The organism is Aeromonas schubertii (genome assembly GCF_000820105.1).
GTDB lineage: Bacteria > Pseudomonadota > Gammaproteobacteria > Enterobacterales > Aeromonadaceae > Aeromonas > Aeromonas schubertii.
In genome coordinates, this window is sequence record NZ_CDDB01000001.1 from 155122 (window position 1) to 173535 (window position 18414).

Genomic DNA, 18414 nt, shown 5'->3' on the forward strand with positions numbered 1-18414 from the left:
AAAATAGCGGTTTCATGCCCCCCGCAAGCAGGAAGTGATGGTCATTCAGGCAATGATGCCGATGCACATCACGAAAAATTCCTGAGTCGAATAGAAAGATGATGTTTTTAACATCTTCGACGAAAAATCCAAGGATGCACATGTTTTCCCACATAAAGCAAAGTGTCGCCGGGCTCCAGATCCTGTTCGTGGCCTTTGGCGCCATGGTGCTGGTGCCCCTGCTGACCGGACTCAACCCCTCGATGGCGCTGCTTGGCGCCGGTGTCGGCACCCTCTTGTTCCAGCTCTGCACCCGTCGCCAGGTTCCCATCTTCCTTGGCTCCAGCTTCGCCTTTATCGCTCCCATCATCTATGCCACCCAGACCTGGGGACTGCCCTCCACCATGTTTGGGCTGTTTGCCGCCGGTTTCATGTACTTCATTCTGGCCGGCATCATCCGGGTGCGTGGCATGGGACTGGTAAACCGCCTGTTGCCTCCCGTGGTCATTGGCCCCGTGATCATGGTGATCGGTCTGTCGGTGGCCCAGGTGGCGTGCAACATGGCCATGGGCCGCGCCGGTGGCGAGCAGGTGATGCCCCTCTCCACCGCCCTGACCCTCGCCGGCATCTCGCTGGCCGTGACCCTGATCGCCGCCGTCTTCTGCAAGGGCTGGGTCAAGCTTATTCCGATCTTGAGCGGTGTGGTGGCGGGCTATGTGGCCGCCGTGTTGATGGGAGAGGTGAACTTCGACGGTATGGTGAGCGCCCCCTGGCTGGCCATGCCCCACTTCGTGACTCCCGAGGTCAACTGGGCCGCCGCGCTGTTTATGTTGCCGGTGGCCATCGCCCCTTGCATCGAGCACATCGGCGGCGTGCTGGCCATCGGTGGTGTGACAGGCAAGGATTACACCAAGGAGCCGGGTCTGCATCGCACCCTGGCCGGTGATGGCTTCGGCGTTTGCTTCGCCGGCCTGATCGGTGGTCCCCCCGTCACCACCTATGCCGAAGTGACCGGCGCCGTGATGATCACCCGCAACTTCAACCCGGTGACCATGACCTGGGCCGCCGTGTTTGCCATCATCCTGGCCTTCTTCGGCAAGTTCAACGCCCTGCTCACCTCCATCCCCATGCCGGTGATGGGTGGCATCATGCTGCTGCTGTTCGGATCCATCGCCGCCATCGGTCTCAAGACCCTGGTCGAGTCCAAGGTAGATCTGGGTCTGGCGCGTAACATCGCCATCGTCGCCATCACCCTGACCGTCGGCATCGGCTCTCTGGAGATGAAGATCGGTGACTTTGCCCTGGCCGGTGTCGGCCTGGCATCGATTGCCGCCATCTTGCTCAACCTCATCCTGCCGATGCACTCCGAGCAGGGGGAGATGGCCTCGGCCCGCGACTAAGCGAGATGAGTGCCAATGCAAAGAAGCCACCTCAGGGTGGCTTCTTTCGTTAGGGGTCAGGCAGGTACGACCTCTTGACTGGTCGGACAGACAAGGGGCTTGAGCAGCTCGGCCAACTTGTAGAAGGTCTGCACCCGGGTGGTGCTGGGGCGCCAGACCAGGCCAATCTCCCGGGAGGCTTGCTCCCCCGGCGGCTGGATGGCGATGAGATCGCTGTTGTTGAGGATACCTGCATCGATGGCCATCTGCGGCAGGAAGGTGGTGCCAAGGCCGGCGCCAACCATCTCGACCAGGGTGTGCAGGCTGGTGGCCGCAAAGGGGTTGATCTTATCCTTGTCACGCAGGCGGCAGGCGCTGACCGCATGATCGGTCAGGCAGTGCTCCCGCTCGAGCAGGAAGATGCTCTGGTTGGGCAGCTCGCGATAGTCGAGCGGCATGTGCAGGCGGTCGGCCATCTCCTGGCGCATCACCATCTTGAAAGGATCGCTGCCGACCGACTTGCAGTGAAAACCGCCCACGTCGATGGGCAGGGCCAGGATCAGCAGATCCAGCTCCCCTTGCTCGAGCAGCTTGAGCAGGTTGGCGGTGGTGTCTTCGCGCAGCAGCAGCTCCAGCTCGGGATAGCTCTGTCCACACGCCTTGACCAACCGGCTCAGGAGGAAGGGGGCTATGGTGGGAATGCAACCCAGGCGAATCATCCCCTGCATCACCCCGCCCTGATGCTGCCCCAGCTCCATCATGTCGCGGGCATCGGAGAGCAACCTGCGCGCCCGCTCGACGATCTCGCTGCCGATGGGGGTCATGATGAAGCTCTTGTGATCCCGCTCGACCAGTTGCAGGTTCATCATCTCTTCGAGGTTCTGGATGCCGGTACTGAGGGTGGATTGGCTCACATGGCATGCCTTGGCGGCACGGTTAAAGTTCTTCTGCTCGTCCAGGGCGACGAGGTACTGCAGCTGTTTCAGGCTTGGCCAACGTTGCATAGAGTAAACCGATTAATGCTATCTAAATAATTCCATTTCACTAATTTAACACCGGGACTATATTATTGTCCCGGTCAACGTTGAGTCGCTTCAAACGAAACATGGCTCGGCGTATGAATCGCAACTCTAATCGATGAGGATACGAATATGGTACTGGTAGGCCGTCCCGCTCCCGATTTTACCGCCGCCGCCGTCATGGGTAGTGGCGAAATCGTCGACAGCTTCAATCTCTCTTCCCATATCAAAGGCAAGCCGGCAGTTCTGTTCTTCTATCCCCTGGACTTCACCTTTGTCTGCCCCTCCGAGCTCATCGCCTTCGATCACCGCTATGCCGAGTTCAAGGCCCGTGGTGTAGAAGTGATCGGCGTCTCTATCGACTCTCAGTTCAGCCACAACGCCTGGCGTAACACCAAGATCGAAGACGGTGGCATCGGCCCGGTGAAGTACCCGCTGGTTGCCGACGTCAAGCACGACATCTGCAAGGCCTATGACGTAGAGCATCCGGAGGCCGGTGTTGCCTTCCGTGGCTCCTTCCTGATCGACAAGGATGGCGTCGTGCGTCATCAGGTCGTCAACGATCTGCCGCTGGGCCGTAACATCGACGAGATGCTGCGCATGGTCGATGCCCTGCAATTCCACGAAGAGCACGGCGAAGTGTGCCCGGCTCAGTGGGAGAAGGGTAAGCAGGGTATGCAGGCTTCCACCGAAGGCGTGGCCAAGTACCTCAAGGAAAACGCCTCCAGCCTGTAAGGCTTGCGAGACGAAAAACCGGAGCCATGGGCTCCGGTTTTTTTATGGACGAAGGTCAATCCTCCTCATCGTCCTTGACCTCGCGGATCTTGTCCTTGTATTTGGGCAGCTCCTTCTCAAGGCGACGCATATCTTTGATTGCGTTAAGAAAGACCCCAAGTACAAAGAGCAGGGGGATGCCAATCCACAGCCACAGGTTCATCGCTCCTCCTCCCCGCTGATGGCGCAGTGGCGCTCGATGATCTCATCGAGTCGGTCCAGGATCAGCGCCTTGCCTTCAATGTCGCTCATGGCCAGCCGTTTGGCCAGCACATGGCGGTCGATTTGCAGGCCCCGGGCAAGGGGGGCATGGCTCAGATGCCAGGGCTCGTAGGCCACTCTCCCCCGGGTTCCACGATAGGGGAGAAAGAAGCCGAACTCTTCCATGTGTGCCTGCAGCCAGAGGGAGAGTTCGGCAAACCAGCCTCCTGCCTCATATTCCCAGGCCTCCAGTTGCAGCCCTGTGCCCTCGGGCAGGCGGTCGGGGTCATAGATGTCGAGATCCGTGCCCCAGTGGTGGCGGCTGATGCCGGGCAGAGCGCTCCAGCGCAGGATCGCCTCGAGTTTCTGCTCGTCGCTGAGGGTGGTCACGTCGAGCTGCTCTCCCTCTGCGCCAAGCAGGGGCCGCTCACCGCGCCACTTGCCGTTCCAGATGAGGAGCTGGCGCTCGAAACTGCGCCAGCTCGAGGCCGGCTGCAGATTGTGACCCTGGGCGCTGGCCGCCTGCTGCATGGCGGAGAAGGCGTGAGCCGTCTCCGGGGCCAGGCGGTGGGGGCCACTCCCCAGCAGGATCAGATGCTGGTCATCGATGCCGATCAACTGCTCCGGGGTCATGCCAGCAGGCGCTCCAGCACGCCCTGGTACATGTCGGCCAGCAGATCCAGATCGCTTGCCTTGATGCATTCGTTGACCTTGTGGATGGTGGCATTGACCGGCCCGAGTTCGATCACCTGGGCGCCGGTCGGGGCGATGAAGCGCCCGTCCGAGGTTCCCCCCGTGGTCAGCAGCGCGGGACGTTGGCCGTTGACCGCATCGATGGCGGCCACGGTGGCGTCGAGCAGGGCGCCGGTGTCGGTCAGGAAGGGCTCGCCGGAGAGGGTCCAGCTCAGCTCGTAATCGAGTCCATGGCGAGCCAGCAGGCTGTCGACCCGCTCCTTGAGCCCCTCGGCGGTCGACTCGGTGCTGAAGCGGAAGTTGAACTGCACGCTGAGTTCGCCCGGAATGACGTTGGAGGCGCCGGTGCCACCGCCGATATTGGCGATCTGGAAGCTGGTGGGGGGGAAGAAGTCGTTACCCCGATCCCACTCGGTGGCGGCCAGCTCGGCCAGGGCCGGCGCCGCACGATGGATCGGGTTATCCGCCAGGTGGGGGTAGGCCACATGCCCCTGTACCCCCTTGACCAGCAGATCGCCGGTGAGTGAACCACGGCGGCCGTTTTTCACCACGTCCCCCACCTGGGCGGTGGAAGAGGGCTCACCGACGATGCACCAGGTGATCTTCTCGTCACGCGCCTCGAGGGTCTCGATCACGCGTACCGTGCCGTTGATAAAGGGCCCCTCCTCGTCAGAGGTGATGAGGAAGGCAATGGAGCCAGGGTGCTCCGGGTGAGCGGCGACGAAGCGCTCCACCGCCACCACCATGGCCGCGAGGGAGCCCTTCATGTCGGCGGCGCCGCGACCATAGAGCATGCCCTCCTCGAGGGTTGGCTCAAACGGCGGGGTGCGCCACTTCTCCAGCGGGCCGGCCGGCACCACGTCGGTGTGGCCGGCAAAGCAGAAGAGGGGACCATCATTGCCGCGGCGTGCCCAGAGGTTGGTGGTGTCTTCGAACACCATGGGTTCGAGTACGAAACCGAGGGCGGCGAGACGCTCGCCCATCAGGGTTTGGCACCCCTCGTCGAGGGGGGTGACGGAGGGGCGGCGGATCAACTCCTTGGCCAGCTCGATGACATCAGACATCGGGGTCATCCTTGGGTATGAAACAGGGTTTGGTATTGCTCGGCCTTGAAGCCGAGATGGAAGGCGTCCCCCAGTTGCAGCACGGGGCGCTTGATCATGGCCGGTTGGGCCAGCATCAGGGCACGAGCGCGCTCCCGGTCGAGATCGACCTTTTGGTCATCGGGCAAGGCGCGGAAGGTGGTGCCACGGGTATTGAGCAGGGCCTCCCAGCCGAGGGTGTCGAGCCAGCCATCCAGCGCCGCCTCATCGAGGCCATCGGCGCGCACATCGTGAAAGCGGTAGTCGATGCCGGCCGCCTCCAGCCACTTGCGGGCCTTCTTGATGGTGTCGCAGTTCTTGATCCCGTACATCACCACTTGCATTGTGTTCTCCACTTACTCTCCTCGAAGCGACCGATTCTGGCATCGGCAGGGCGGCCAGGCAACCGTCACACGGTCTGCAGATCGGCGCACCAGCGTCTTAGTCTGCCCGAGAACCAGTTAAGCAGTGCGTCTCCTTCATCCCGCCGGTGGCGGATCTGGCTGATGGCAAAGCGTGGCAGCGGGAAGAGGGTCGCTATCTCGGTCAGCTCCAGATGCTCCATCAGGGGGGCGAGCACCCGGGCTGGCGAGGTGAGCAGCAGCCCCGAGCGAGAGAGGATAAAGGGAGCCGAGAGAAAACTCTGCACGATGAGCTGGGTGTGACGTTTGAACCCCTCCCGGAGCAGGATCTCGTCGAGGACCCCCCCCTCCGAGCCACGCGGGGCAACCAGCAGGTGATCGGCGTTGGCAAAGGCCTCGTAGTCGATCCGTTGGCCCGCGCAGGGGTGCTGCCTGCTGGCTACACAGATCAGCCGGTCCTCGAGCAGGCGAATCAGCTCGAAGCGGCTGGGCACCTCATCTTGCTTGGTAATGACCATGCTCACCGTGCCCTCGTCGAGCAGGCGCTCATAATCGGCGCCGAGGGGCATGATATGAAGGGTGAGGTGAGGGGCCTCCTGATGGAGCTGCTCGATGAGGCCGGGCAGGATCACGTACTCCATATAGGTGTGAGCGGCGATGCGCAGGGTACCGGTAAATTCGGTGGGCTCGGGCGGCGCCGGTGGGAGCAGGGTCTGCTCGACCGACTGCAATATCTCGCGCAGGGGTTGTCGCAGCAGCAGAGCCTTGGCGGTCGGCTCCATTCCCTGGGGGGTCCGCACCAGCAGGGGATCGTCATACATGGTGCGCAGCCGGGCCAGTGCACGACTCACGGCGGGTTGGCTCATGGCCAGTCGCTCGGCTGCCTTGGTGGTGTTGCACTCATCGAGCAGCACCTTAAGGATCACCAACAGGTTGAGGTCAAGTCCTCGTAAATTCGTTTTGTGCATAATGTAATGCTAATAAATCATTTCCTTAAGTGGGGACTCCACTTTAGTCTCTTTCACCGTCGAATGTCAGCATGGTTCCTTTGCGGCCTCTGCCGTGGAGGAGGTGTGATGGTCATCGCTCCCCAAGCGTGGTGCCGGGGAGTGGTGAGTCGACAGCCTGAACTCTTTCTCCGGGAAACCGGAGTGTTGCTTGCTTTACCCCGCCCAGTGGCGGGGTTTTTTCTGCGCTTCTCCCGGGCCCGCTGCTCCTCCCCTTTTCGATCTCTTTCACGATACCGATGCGCTATTCGTGTGCAATTGGCCGTTTTCTGGTATCAAGGAGTGGCATCACAGGTCGTGATGTTGTTCAAATGAGCTTCGATTTTAAGGAAAGGTTGAATTTTTGTGTGTTTTTCCGTTTTTTCTTTACGTATAATCGCGCCCGCAAACGGATTACAACAAGAACCCTCTGCAGTTAAGGAAAGAACATAATGGCTATCGAACGTACCTTCTCCATCGTCAAGCCGGATGCCGTCAGCAAGAACCTGATCGGTGCCATCTACAACCGTTTTGAAACCGCCGGCCTGCGTATTGTTGCCGCCAAGATGCTGCACATGACCCGTGAACAGGCCATGGGCTTCTATGCCGAGCACGAAGGTAAGCCCTTCTTCGAGGGTCTGGTCAACTTCATGACCTCCGGTCCCGTCATGGTACAGGTGCTGGAAGGCGAAGAGGCCATCCGCCGTCACCGCGAGATCATGGGTGCCACCAACCCGAAAGAGGCCCTGGCCGGCACCCTGCGCGCCTGCTTCGCCGAGAGCATCGATCGCAACGCCGTACACGGCTCCGACGCCCCGGCCTCTGCCGCTCGCGAGATCGCCTATTTCTTCGGTGACAACGAAATCTGCCCGCGCGGTTAATCCGGCGTGGTAACGAGGGGGGGGAGCCTGGGCTCCCCCCCTTGCTTTTTCTCTATTCCCGGTTGTTCTGTGGGTGGAAAGGCACCACCATTATTTGTACAATGCCGCGCCCTTTTTACGGGGTCTGTCAATTTGTCTGAGGTTCTGATGAGCGAAATGAAAACCAACCTGCTGGATCTGGATCGCGATGCACTGCGCGCCTTCTTCGTCGAATTGGGCGAAAAGCCGTTTCGTGCCGATCAGGTGATGAAGTGGATCTATCACTTCGGTTGCGACGATTTCGATCAGATGACCAACGTCAACAAGGTGTTGCGCGAGCGCCTCAAGGCCATCGCCGAGATCCGCGCCCCCGAGATCAGCCGCGAGCAACGCTCCTCCGATGGCACCATCAAGTGGGCCCTGCAGGTGGGAGATCAGGAGGTCGAGACTGTCTACATTCCGGAAGAAGATCGCGCCACCCTGTGCGTTTCTTCCCAGGTGGGCTGTGCCCTCGAGTGCAAGTTCTGCTCCACCGCCCAGCAAGGGTTCAACCGCAACCTGCGGGTCTCCGAGATCATCGGTCAGGTGTGGCGTGCGGCCAAGGTCGTGGGGGGCAAGCGCCCCATCACCAACGTGGTGATGATGGGGATGGGTGAGCCCCTGCTCAACCTGGCCAACGTGGTACCGGCCATGAAGCTGATGCTCGATGACTACGGCTTTGGTCTCTCCAAGCGTCGGGTCACCCTCTCCACCTCCGGGGTGGTGCCGGCACTGGATCTGCTCGGCGAGCAGATCGACGTGGCGCTGGCCATCTCCCTGCACGCGCCCAACGACAAGCTGCGTTCCGAGATCATGCCGATCAACGATAAATACAACATTGAGGCCTTCCTCGCCGGCGTGCGCCGTTATCTGGAGAAATCCAATGCCAACCAGGGTCGCGTCACCGTGGAGTATGTGTTGCTCGATCATATCAATGATGACATGCAGCATGCCCATGAGCTGGCCCAGGCGCTCAAGGATACCCCGAGCAAGATCAACCTGATCCCCTTCAACCCCTTCCCGGGTAACCCCTATGGCAAGCCGAGCAACAGCCGGATCGATCGCTTCTCCAAGGTGCTGATGGAGTACGGTTTTACCGTGATCGTGCGAAAGACCCGGGGTGATGATATCGATGCCGCCTGTGGCCAACTGGTCGGCGATGTCATCGACCGTACCAAGCGCACCATGAAAAAGCGGATGCAAGAAGAGGGTATTTCCGTCAAAATGGTCTAATCTTCAAGCTCTTGCGTTGGGATGGACCATGGATAGTCGAATCCTGTTGATGGGGGCAGTGCTGGTGGCACTGCCCGCTTGTGTGACCGAAACCTCTTATGTCGGGCAAACCGGTACCCAGCATGAGGTGATGGGCCCCGATTACAAGGCGGCCGCCAAGACCCGTCTCGATCTCGGTCTGCAATACCTGCGCAAGGGCAATCCGGAACAAGCCAAGTTCAACCTCGACCGCGCCCTGCAATACGACGAAAACAACCCGGAAGTCTATCTGGGTTACGCCTACTTCTATCAGTCCGTGAAGGATTACACCGCCGCCGAGCGCAGCTATCGCAAGGTGCTCGAACTCGATCCCCATGCCGCCGATGCCATGAACAACTACGGTGCCTTCCTCTGTGCCCGTCAGCGCTACGATGAGGCGGATCAGATGTTCAATCGCACCGTGGTTGAGCCCGGCTACGCCAAGATCGCCGACACCTATGAAAATGCGGCGATCTGCGCGACACAAAGCGGCAAAAATGAGAAAGCGAGTGAGTACTATCGTCTGGCCTTGGGGTATAATCCGCGCAAACCGAGCCTGCTGTTGGATCTGGCCGATATCTCACTCACTCACAACAAGCCCGATGATGCCCAGGCCTATCTGACCCGATACGGGGAGGTGGCGGTGGAGAGTCCGGCCAGCTTGTGGTTGCGTCTTCGCCTCGCCCAATCTCTCGACAGGCCAGCCCAATTGCACCAGTATGGTTCGCAACTGGTTGAACAGTTTCCCAATTCGCAACAAGCCAAGCGTTACTTAGCCAATGACTACTGAACAGCAATTTGATTCCCAAGACTCCTCCCCGGTAGTTGGCCCAGGCCAGTTGCTGCGCACAGCCCGTGAAGCCATGGGTTGGAGCCGTGAGCAGGTCGCATCCCGCCTTCATCTTCGCCTTACCCTGATTGCGGCCATCGAGTCTGATACTTACGACAAACACACGTCACCCACCTTTATCCGCGGCTATCTGCGTACCTACGCCAAGCTGGTCGGTATCGAGGAGGGCAAGATCCTGGAAGCCTATGCCCATCTCGGCCTGGAGCCGGTGCAGGGCGTCAACATGCAGAGCTTCTCCAAGCGTACCCGCCGTGAGGCCAGCGACAGCCGGCTCAAGATCGTCACCTGGTTGGTGGTGCTGGCACTGGCGGGTCTGCTGGTGGCCTGGTGGTGGCAGGAGTCCAATCGCCGCGCAGCCGGTCAGGAGCAGCTCGCCGCCAGCGAGACGGCCGCCCCGGCCGAGGCCACACTCGCCGACCTGGTTCCGGCCGAAACGCCGTTGTTGCCTGCCGCCGAGCAGCCCCCGCTGAGCGATGTCAGCGAGGCCGGGGTCGCCGTCGGTGCGCCAGAGGATGGCGCAGCGAACAGTGATGCTCCGGTGGCCAGTGCGGCGACCGCTACCCAGACCCCCGAGCCGGCCCCGGCCGACGAGCAGGGGAGTGCCGTGCCCCAGCTCAAGATGAGTTTCACTGCCGACTGCTGGCTGGATGTGAAAGATGCCAGTGGCAAGAGCCTGTTTAGCGGTCTCAAGCGCGCCAATGACGAGCTGCTGCTGGAAGGGAAGGAGCCCCTGCGCCTGCATATTGGCGCCCCCATGGCCATCCGTATTCAATACAAGGGTCAGGAGATCGACATGAGCCGTTACAACAACGGCCGTACCGCCCGTATGACCCTGCCGCAGGAGTAAGATGCCCATGTCTTCCCACGCATCTCCCATCGTTCGCCGCAAGTCCCGGCAGATCATGGTCGGCAATGTGCCGGTGGGGGGCGATGCCCCCATCACGGTGCAGACCATGACCAACACCAAGACCACGGATGTGGCCGCCACGGTCGAGCAGATCCGCCGTATCGAGCGGGTCGGTGCCGACATCGTGCGGGTCTCGGTGCCCACCATGGAGGCGGCCGAAGCGTTTCGCCTCATCAAGGAGCAGACCCGCATCCCCGTGGTCGCCGACATCCATTTCGACTACCGCATCGCCCTCAAGGTGGCCGAGTACGGTGCCGACTGCCTGCGCATCAACCCGGGCAATATCGGCAACGAGCAGCGTATCCGCGCCGTGGTCGACTGTGCGCGGGATCTCAACATCCCGATCCGTATCGGGGTCAACGGCGGATCGCTCGAGCGCGATCTGCAGGAGAAGTACGGTGAGCCGACCCCCGAGGCGCTGGTGGAGTCTGCCCTGCGCCACGTGGACTACCTCGACAAGCTGGACTTCCAGAACTTCAAGGTGAGCGTCAAGGCGTCCGATGTCTTCCTGGCGGTCGGCGCCTATCGCCTGCTGGCCAGGCAGATAGAGCAGCCCCTGCATCTGGGGATCACCGAGGCGGGCGGCTTCCGCGCCGGTGCGGTGAAGTCCTCCATCGGCCTTGGCATGTTGCTGGCCGACGGCATCGGTGACACCCTGCGCATCTCGCTCGCCGCCGATCCGGTGGAGGAGGTGAAGGTGGGCTTCGATATTCTCAAGTCCCTGCGCATCCGCTCCCGTGGCATCAACTTCATCGCCTGTCCCTCCTGCTCCCGTCAGGAGTTCGACGTCATCGGTACGGTCAACGAGCTCGAGCAGCGCCTCGAGGACATCATCACGCCCATGGATGTCTCCATCATTGGTTGTGTGGTGAACGGTCCCGGTGAGGCGCTGGTGTCGGATCTGGGGCTCGCCGGTGCGGCCAACAAGAGCGCCTTCTACGAGGGCGGACAGCGGGTCGACCGGCTCGATAACAAGGCGCTGGTGCCGGTGCTGGAGCAGCGTATCCGTGCCCGTGCCGCCATGCTGGATCCGAGCAACCAGATCCAGGTGGACGAGCGTTAATCCATGGCGGGCCACCTCGGGTGGCCCGTGCCGTTTCGAATGGTCGCTTTCTCGTCCCTCCAACCCGGTTTTACCTCGTGGGGGAAAGTCCCTATAATGCGGCCAATTTTCACGTCTTTTTCTTGAGTATCAACGTGGCAAAACAGATCCAAGCGATTCGCGGTATGAATGATTGCCTGCCGGAGCAGAGCCCGGCCTGGCAGAAAGTAGAAGAGATCCTGCGCCAGGTGATGGCCGGCTATGGCTACAGCGAGATGCGTATGCCCATCGTCGAGCAGACCCCCCTGTTCAAGCGTGCCATCGGTGAGGTGACCGACGTGGTCGAGAAGGAGATGTACACCTTCAGCGACCGTAACGACGAGAGCCTGACCCTGCGTCCGGAGGGGACCGCAGGGTGCGTGCGCGCCTGTATCGAGCACGGCCTCATCTATAACCAGGAGCGCCGGGTTTGGTACACGGGCCCCATGTTCCGCTACGAGCGTCCCCAGAAGGGTCGCTATCGCCAGTTCCACCAGTTTGGTGTCGAGGTGTTTGGCCTCAACGGCCCGGACATCGATGCCGAGCTTATCCTGCTCACCCATCGCCTGTGGCGCCTGTTTGGCATCGCCGATCATGTGACCCTGCAGCTCAACACCCTGGGCCAGAGCAGCGAGCGCGCCGCCTACCGGGATGCCCTGGTTGCCTTCCTCGAGCAGCATCAGGATCTGCTCGACGAGGACAGCCGTCGCCGCATGTACAGCAACCCTCTGCGGGTGCTCGACTCCAAGGACGAGCGGGTACAGGCCCTGCTGGCCGACGCGCCGCGCCTGATGGATTACCTCGGTGAGGAGAGCCGTGCTCACTTCGAGGGACTCAAGCGCCTGCTCGAGGCTGCCGGCATCGCCTATGAGGTGAACGAGCGCCTGGTGCGCGGCCTCGACTACTACAACCTGACCGTGTTCGAGTGGGTCACCACCAGCCTGGGTGCCCAGGGCACCGTCTGTGGCGGTGGTCGCTATGATGGCCTGGTCGAGCAGCTCGGTGGCCAGGCTACCCCGGCGGTCGGTTTTGCCATGGGGATGGAGCGTCTGGTGTTGCTGCTCGAGACCCTCGAGCTCAACAAGGATGTGCCGCCTGCCGTCGACGTCTATCTCGCCATGGTGGGCGAGGGGAGCGAGACAGCCGGTTTCATGCTGGCCGAGCGCCTGCGCGATGCCCTGCCGACCCTGCGTCTGATGAACCACTGTGGTGGCGGCAACTTCAAGAAACAACTCAAGCGTGCCGACAAGAGCGGCGCGTCCATTGCCCTGATCCTCGGCGAGAGCGAGGTTCAACATGGCGAAGTGACCATCAAGTATCTGCGTGGCCAGGCCGAGCAGGTGACCGTCAAGGTTGACGAGGCCATCGCTCTGCTGGCCGACAAAGGAGAGTAACGTGGAAGTCTATACCACCGAAGAACAACAGGTTGAGGCCATCAAGGGGTGGTGGAAGGAGAACGGTACCTCGATCGTCGCCGGTACCGTGCTGGGTCTGGCTGGCCTCTTTGGCTGGCGTTTCTACAACGATCACCAGCTCTCCAACATGCAGCTGGCCTCTGCCGAATACGGCAAGGTGACCATGGCCCTGGCCCAGGGTGACGAGAAGGCCTACGGGGAGGTCGAGGCCTTCATCAAAGCCAACCAGGGTGACGCCTATGGGGATCTCGCCGCGCTGGAGCTGGCCTCCGCCGCCGTCAAGGCGGGCAAGCTGGATCTGGCTGTCACCCAGCTGACCCCGATCGCCGACAAGAGCGATGCCGCCGTGCAGGCCATCGCCGCAGTTCGTCTGGCCCGTATCCTGGCCGAGCAGGGTAAGGCCGATGAGGCCCTGGCTCGCCTGGCCAAGGTTCAGGACGAAGGATTCAAGGCCCAGGTGGCCGAGGTGCGCGGTGACATCCTGCTGGCCCAGGGCAAGCGGGAAGAGGCGCGCGATGCCTATCAAGCCGCTGCCGATGCGGGTGGCCTTCAGACCAGCCCCGAGCTGCGCCTGAAGATGGATGATCTGGCCCTGCCGGCCCCGGCTCTGGATGAGAAGCAGGATGCGTAATCTGTTCAAGAAAGTAGTATTGGGAGCCGCCGTCTCCCTGGCCCTGCAGGGGTGCTCCCTGTTTAGCAGTGATGAAGACGTGAACCCCATGGCGCCGCTGCCGACCATAGAGTCTGCCTTCCAGGCCAAGACCGACTGGAGCAGCTCCATCGGTGGTGGTATCGGTGACTTCTACTCCCAACTGCGTCCCGCCATCAACGGGGACCGTATCTACGCCGCCTCCCGCGACGGAGACGTGACCGCCCTCGAGCGCGGTAATGGCAAAGAGGTGTGGAGCGTCGATCTGGGGGATCTCGAGATCAACGCCGACAAGCGCAGCGCCCGCCTCTCCGGCGGTCTGACCCTGGCCTATGGCAAGATCTTCCTCGGCTCCGAGAACGGGGTGGTCTATGCCCTGTCCGAGGAGAAGGGTGAGGTGCTGTGGCAGGTCAATGTGCCCGGCGAAGTGGTGGCGAGCCCCGCCGTGGCCGACGGTCACGTGGTGGTGCTGACCACCTCGGGTCAGCTGATCGCCCTGGACTCCGAAGATGGCAAGCAGCTCTGGTCCCTCTCCGAAGAGCAGCCGCCCCTGACCCTGCGTAGCGCCGCGACCCCGGTGATCACCAACGGTGCCGTGCTCTACGGCCGCGCCGACGGGCGTGTCGGCATCGCCCTGCTGAGCAACGGCCAGCCGGTGCGTCAGTCCAAGGTGGCTGACCCGCGCGGTGCCACCGAGCTCGATCGCATGGTCGATGTGGACGCCACGCCCCTGGTGGCCGGTGATGAGCTCTACGCCATCGCCTACAACGGCCAGCTGGTCGCGCGCAAGCTGCTCTCCGGCGACGAGGTGTGGAAGCGCAAGTACTCTGCCTACCGCGACATGGCGGTAAGCGGTGCCGACATCTTTATCACCGATAGCCGCAGCCATCTGTTTGCGGTGGACAAGCGTAACGGTCTGGAGCTCTGGTCCAATACCAAGCTCGAGAACCGCACCGTGACTGCCCCCGTGGTACTGGGTGACTATGTGGTGGTCGGGGACGTGGAGGGTTACCTCTACTGGATCGATCGTTTCGATGGCACTATCAAGGCAATGCAAGAGCTCGACAGCAGCGGCCTCTATGCGGCGCCCCTGGTGGACGGGGATACACTCTATATCCAGAGCCGTAGCGGCAAGCTGTACGCCATCAAGCGTCCTTGACCGACCCCGAAGGTATGTTGATGGCTCCTGGTCTTCGGACCCGGAGCCTTTGTCGTCTTATCGAAGCCGCGTATGGCCCCTGGATAAGACCCGAATAATGAGGCTTTTATGACTCCTGTTGTTGCCCTGGTGGGGCGCCCCAATGTGGGGAAATCCACCCTGTTCAACCGCCTGACCCGCACTCGTGACGCCCTGGTGGCCGACTTTCCCGGTCTGACCCGGGATCGCAAATATGGCCAGGCCAAGCTGGGCGAGCTGGAATTCATCGTGGTCGATACCGGCGGTATCGACGGCTCCGAAGAGGGCATTGAACTCAAGATGGCCGAGCAGTCCCTGCAGGCTATCGAGGAGGCCGATGTGGTGCTCTTCATGGTGGATGCCCGTGCCGGTCTGACCGCTGCCGACATCGCCATCGGCGAGCACCTGCGCAAGTGCCACAAGAAGGTGTTTCTGGTGGCCAACAAGACCGACGGTATCGACGGGGACTCTGCCAGTGCCGAGTTCTATGCCCTGGCACTGGGTGACGTTTACCAGATCGCGGCGGCGCACGGCCGCGGCGTGCTGAGCCTGCTCGAGCTGGCCCTGGCCCCCCACCTGGAGGCCCTGGTGGCCGAGGGCGACGAGGAGCCCGAGGAGGAGGAGTTCGACGAAGAGGCCCTGGTGCGCATGCTGGCGGAAGGGGAGTTCAACCCCTCCGACGAGGAGGAGAAGCAGGATCGCTACGCGGATCTGCCGGTCAAGTTTGCCATCGTCGGTCGTCCCAACGTGGGCAAGTCCACCCTCACCAACCGCATGCTGGGTGAAGATAGGGTCATCGTCTACGACATGCCGGGGACCACCCGCGACTCCATCTACATCCCCCTCGAGCGCGACGGCAAGAAGTATGTGGTGATCGACACCGCCGGGGTACGTCGCCGCGGCAAGGTGCACGAGACGGTGGAGAAGTTCTCCGTCATCAAGACCCTCAAGGCCATCGAGGATGCCAACGTCTGCCTGCTGGTGATCGACGCTCGCGAGACCATCACCGATCAGGATCTCAGCATCCTCGGTTTCGTGCTCAACTCCGGTCGCTCCGTGGTGCTGGTGGTGAACAAGTGGGACGGCCTGGATCAGAAGGTCAAAGACGACGTGAAGAGCGAGCTGGACCGCCGTCTGGGCTTTATCGACTTCGCCCGCGTCCACTTCATCTCCGCCCTGCACGGCAGCGGTGTGGGCCACCTGTTCGAGTCCATCGACGAGGCTTATGTGTCGGCGACCCGCCGTACCAGCACCGCCATGCTGACCCGTATCATGCAGATGGCCCAGCAGGACCACCAGCCGCCCATGGTGCGTGGCCGCCGGGTCAAGCTGAAGTATGCCCACGCCGGTGGCTATAACCCGCCGCGTATCATCATCCACGGCAACCAGGTGGACGATCTGCCGGACTCCTACAAGCGTTACCTGATGAACTACTTCCGCAAGTCCCTGAAGATCATGGGGACGCCGATCCGGATCGAGTTCCAGGAGGGGGCCAACCCGTTCGAGAACAAGAAGAACGTGCTGACCCTGAGCCAGGAGCGTCAGCGCAAGCGCCTGATGAAGCTCAAGGGCAGCAAGAAGTAATTCAGACGGCCGCCCCTCGGGGTGGCCGTTTACATTGAGGAGAAGTGACGATGAGCACGGTACAATGCCCCGGTTGCGGGGAGGGGATCGACACCCGGGGCCGGGAGGTGACCTGTGGTCACTGCCAGCGTCTGGTGCGGATCCTGCCTCTGTGCCCCGATTGTGGTGAGCCCCTGGAGCGGCTCAAGGCGTGTGGAGCGGTGGACTACTTCTGCAACCGCTGCAACAGCCTCATCTCCAAGTCGCGGGTCAGGTTTGACGCCACCCTGGCGTGAGTGGCCAGCCCCTGGCTCCTGATAGCAAAAGCCCCGGTCATCTGGCCGGGGCTTTTGCTTTGTGAGAGGGCTTACTCCTGGTAGAGCCCCAGGTTGGCCTTGGCATAGGCCTCAAAATCGGTGCAGCCACCGATGTGCACCTCGTCGAGGAAGATCTGGGGCACAGTGTTGACCGGCTTGCCGGCGCTCTTGGCCAGGTCTTCCTTGGTGATCCCCTCGGCGTGGATGTCCACGTAGCGGAAGTTGAAGTCGTCGCGTTGGGCCTTGAGGGTCTCGGCGATCTGCTCGGCGCGAACACAATAGGGGCAGCCGGGACGGCCGAAGATGACTGCAAACATGTTGATTCTCCAATTTCATCGGGCCCGCCCAGCATAGCGAGGGTAAGCCCGGTGGGGAAGTGCAAAGATCCGATGCCCTTATTCGGCGATCTGAATCGCCTGGTTCTGGTAGATGCTCTCGAGCACCCCCTTCTCGAAGGTGGTCCAGGGCCAGCGCGCCTTGCTGGCGCGATAGCGTTCGTGGGTGGCGGGATCGAGGGACAGGGAGTTTTGGAACATCACAAACGCCTTGCGCTGGCCATTGGCCGTGTCCATGAAGCCGGCCAGGTTGGAGGCCCCGGTGACGGTGCCGGTCTTGGCATGTACCCGGTTCTTCATGAAGGGGGCGGTGACCGAGCCACGCCAGGCCAGGGTGCCGTCCACCTGGGAGGAGGGGAGCAGACGAATGAAGTCCAGGGTGGCGTCGTTGCGCTGGATATAGGCGAGCACCTCCAGCATCTGGCGGGCGCTCACCAGATTGTGGGCAGAGAGGCCGGAGCCGTCGGCCAGGCTGGCGTTGTCCAGGTTGATCCCCACCTTGCCGAGGATGGCGCGCACCGCCTTGGTGCCGCTTCTGAAGCTGCCCGGCATGTTGTAGTAGTGGCGGCCGACGGTCTTGAGGAAGGTGTCGGCATAGAGGTTGTCGGAGCGCTTGAGCATGTGCGACAGCAGCTCAGGCAGGGCCTTGGAGCTGTGGCTGGCCAGCGTCTCGGCGCCGACCGGGGCCTGATGGGTCAGGCGCAGGGCTCCGTCGTGGCTAATGCCGGCACGATCCATGGCCCAGCGGATGTTGTCCCAGCCCCAGGCCTCGAGATCGTAGATGGCAAAACGCAGCCCCTGGGGATCCTTGCTCGGGGCGATACAGCCGCGCAGGTCGTAGTGGTTGCCGCGTGCCATCTCCACCTCGAGGGCGCAGGACTGGCGGGCCATGTCCCCGTAGGTCATCACATCCACCTCTTCTGCGCTGATGCTGATGGGCACGCCAGCCGGGCTGCTCGCGCTGGCGGGGCGGCCAATCTGGGTCGCGGTGACGGTACCGTAGGCGCAGTTCTTGTCGATGATGACGGCCCCCACAGGGGCGGTGAAGCAGAGGGATTGATCCCCCCACGACCAGCCGTTGCCGCGCTCATAGCCGTTGTAGGCGCCGGTGTTGACGTAGACGTTGCCGGTGATGCGCTTGATGCCGAGTTGTTTGAACAGGCTCAGCAGGTCCATGCGTCCCAGGGTGGGGTCACCGACGAAGTTGATCCAGAGATCCCCGTTAAGGGTATCGCCGCTCTTTGCGCCCGGCTTGGCCTGGATCTCGGTGACAAAGCGAAAGTCGGCGCCGAGCTCCAGGCGTGCCGCCAGGGCGGTGATCACCTTCATGGTGGAGGCCGGGGTCATGAGATCGTCGAGGTTGTGCTGATATTCGAGGCCGTTTGCGCCCATCACGGCGATGGCGGCATGGCCCCCCTTGGGAGGGGTCAGCGGTGCGGCCTGGACCGCGACGGAGGTGAGGGCGCAAAGCCCGATCAGAAAGCGCTGCATGAAG

General features: G+C 62.0%; 20 protein-coding genes. 12 read left to right on the top strand and 8 right to left on the bottom strand.

Annotated elements, in window-relative coordinates; genetic code table 11:
• Positions 1–140 precede the first annotated feature (140 nt).
• Positions 141–1379, top strand: a complete 1239-nt coding sequence (locus BN1133_RS00610; RefSeq protein WP_050664631.1) for a uracil-xanthine permease family protein — start codon at positions 141–143, stop codon at positions 1377–1379.
• A gap of 56 nt (positions 1380–1435) precedes the next feature.
• On the opposite strand, the gene BN1133_RS00615 is transcribed toward BN1133_RS00610, so the two are convergent.
• Positions 1436–2362 (bottom strand): hydrogen peroxide-inducible genes activator, encoded by a 927-nt coding sequence (locus BN1133_RS00615; RefSeq protein WP_050664632.1) that lies wholly within the window; start codon positions 2360–2362, stop codon positions 1436–1438.
• A gap of 147 nt (positions 2363–2509) precedes the next feature.
• On the opposite strand from BN1133_RS00615, the gene BN1133_RS00620 reads away from it, so the two are divergent.
• Positions 2510–3112: a peroxiredoxin C gene (locus BN1133_RS00620; protein ID WP_050664633.1), complete on the top strand. Its 603-nt coding sequence runs from the start codon at positions 2510–2512 to the stop codon at positions 3110–3112.
• Between the two features lie 55 nt (positions 3113–3167).
• Here BN1133_RS00620 and BN1133_RS19920 read toward each other — a convergent pair whose 3' ends face one another.
• The 5 genes from BN1133_RS19920 to BN1133_RS00640 form a co-directional block, all read right to left on the bottom strand.
• Complete coding sequence (locus BN1133_RS19920; protein ID WP_136613850.1) at positions 3168–3314, bottom strand: hypothetical protein; 147 nt, start codon at positions 3312–3314, stop codon at positions 3168–3170.
• Positions 3311–3985 carry a M15 family metallopeptidase gene (locus tag BN1133_RS00625; RefSeq protein WP_050664634.1) on the bottom strand — a complete coding sequence of 225 codons (675 nt, stop codon included), beginning with the start codon at positions 3983–3985 and terminating at the stop codon, positions 3311–3313. Before BN1133_RS00625 ends, BN1133_RS19920 begins: the two co-directional genes overlap by 4 nt.
• Positions 3982–5109, bottom strand: coding sequence for a succinyl-diaminopimelate desuccinylase (dapE, locus tag BN1133_RS00630; RefSeq protein WP_082177841.1), 1128 nt, complete (start codon positions 5107–5109; stop codon positions 3982–3984). Before dapE ends, BN1133_RS00625 begins: the two co-directional genes overlap by 4 nt.
• Positions 5110–5114: 5 nt before the next feature.
• Entirely contained in the window at positions 5115–5471 is a 357-nt protein-coding gene (locus tag BN1133_RS00635) for an ArsC family reductase (protein WP_050664636.1), read from the bottom strand.
• Positions 5472–5536: 65 nt separating this feature from the next.
• Entirely contained in the window at positions 5537–6457 is a 921-nt protein-coding gene (locus tag BN1133_RS00640; RefSeq protein ID WP_050664637.1) for a LysR family transcriptional regulator, read from the bottom strand.
• Between the two features lie 470 nt (positions 6458–6927).
• On the opposite strand from BN1133_RS00640, the gene ndk reads away from it, so the two are divergent.
• The 10 genes from ndk to BN1133_RS00690 all read left to right on the top strand — a co-directional run bounded on the left by ndk (position 6928) and on the right by BN1133_RS00690 (position 16563).
• A complete protein-coding gene (gene ndk, locus BN1133_RS00645) occupies positions 6928–7356 on the top strand; it encodes a nucleoside-diphosphate kinase (protein WP_050664638.1) in 429 nt (142 codons plus the stop codon).
• A 147-nt stretch (positions 7357–7503) separates the two neighbouring features.
• Positions 7504–8607, top strand: coding sequence for a dual-specificity RNA methyltransferase RlmN (gene rlmN, locus BN1133_RS00650; protein WP_050664639.1), 1104 nt, complete (start codon positions 7504–7506; stop codon positions 8605–8607).
• 28 nt (positions 8608–8635) lie between these two features.
• Positions 8636–9415, top strand: a complete 780-nt coding sequence (gene pilW, locus BN1133_RS00655) for a type IV pilus biogenesis/stability protein PilW (RefSeq protein ID WP_050664640.1) — start codon at positions 8636–8638, stop codon at positions 9413–9415.
• Entirely contained in the window at positions 9405–10322 is a 918-nt protein-coding gene (locus tag BN1133_RS00660; RefSeq protein WP_050664641.1) for a RodZ domain-containing protein, read from the top strand. The genes pilW and BN1133_RS00660 overlap by 11 nt, the downstream gene beginning before the upstream one ends.
• 7 nt (positions 10323–10329) lie before the next feature.
• The gene (gene ispG, locus BN1133_RS00665; RefSeq protein ID WP_050664716.1) at positions 10330–11445 is read left to right on the top strand and encodes a flavodoxin-dependent (E)-4-hydroxy-3-methylbut-2-enyl-diphosphate synthase; all 1116 of its coding nucleotides are present in this window, start codon (positions 10330–10332) and stop codon (positions 11443–11445) included.
• A 134-nt stretch (positions 11446–11579) separates the two neighbouring features.
• Positions 11580–12857 (top strand): histidine--tRNA ligase, encoded by a 1278-nt coding sequence (gene hisS / locus BN1133_RS00670; protein WP_050664717.1) that lies wholly within the window; start codon positions 11580–11582, stop codon positions 12855–12857.
• 1 nt (position 12858) lies between these two features.
• Positions 12859–13509 carry a YfgM family protein gene (locus tag BN1133_RS00675; RefSeq protein WP_050664642.1) on the top strand — a complete coding sequence of 217 codons (651 nt, stop codon included), beginning with the start codon at positions 12859–12861 and terminating at the stop codon, positions 13507–13509.
• Positions 13502–14686 carry an outer membrane protein assembly factor BamB gene (gene bamB, locus BN1133_RS00680; protein WP_050664643.1) on the top strand — a complete coding sequence of 395 codons (1185 nt, stop codon included), beginning with the start codon at positions 13502–13504 and terminating at the stop codon, positions 14684–14686. Before BN1133_RS00675 ends, bamB begins: the two co-directional genes overlap by 8 nt.
• Before the next feature lie 108 nt (positions 14687–14794).
• Positions 14795–16288: a ribosome biogenesis GTPase Der gene (der, locus tag BN1133_RS00685; RefSeq protein ID WP_050664644.1), complete on the top strand. Its 1494-nt coding sequence runs from the start codon at positions 14795–14797 to the stop codon at positions 16286–16288.
• Between the two features lie 50 nt (positions 16289–16338).
• A complete protein-coding gene (locus BN1133_RS00690) occupies positions 16339–16563 on the top strand; it encodes a zinc ribbon domain-containing protein (RefSeq protein ID WP_050664645.1) in 225 nt (74 codons plus the stop codon).
• Positions 16564–16634: 71 nt separating this feature from the next.
• Here the strand turns inward: BN1133_RS00690 and BN1133_RS00695 are convergent, their stop codons facing one another.
• Together BN1133_RS00695 and dacB are read right to left on the bottom strand one after the other, a co-directional pair.
• A complete protein-coding gene (locus BN1133_RS00695; protein WP_005356030.1) occupies positions 16635–16901 on the bottom strand; it encodes a GrxA family glutaredoxin in 267 nt (88 codons plus the stop codon).
• A gap of 78 nt (positions 16902–16979) precedes the next feature.
• Positions 16980–18410 (bottom strand): D-alanyl-D-alanine carboxypeptidase/D-alanyl-D-alanine endopeptidase, encoded by a 1431-nt coding sequence (dacB, locus tag BN1133_RS00700; protein WP_050664646.1) that lies wholly within the window; start codon positions 18408–18410, stop codon positions 16980–16982.
• Between the last annotated feature and the right edge of the window lie 4 nt (positions 18411–18414).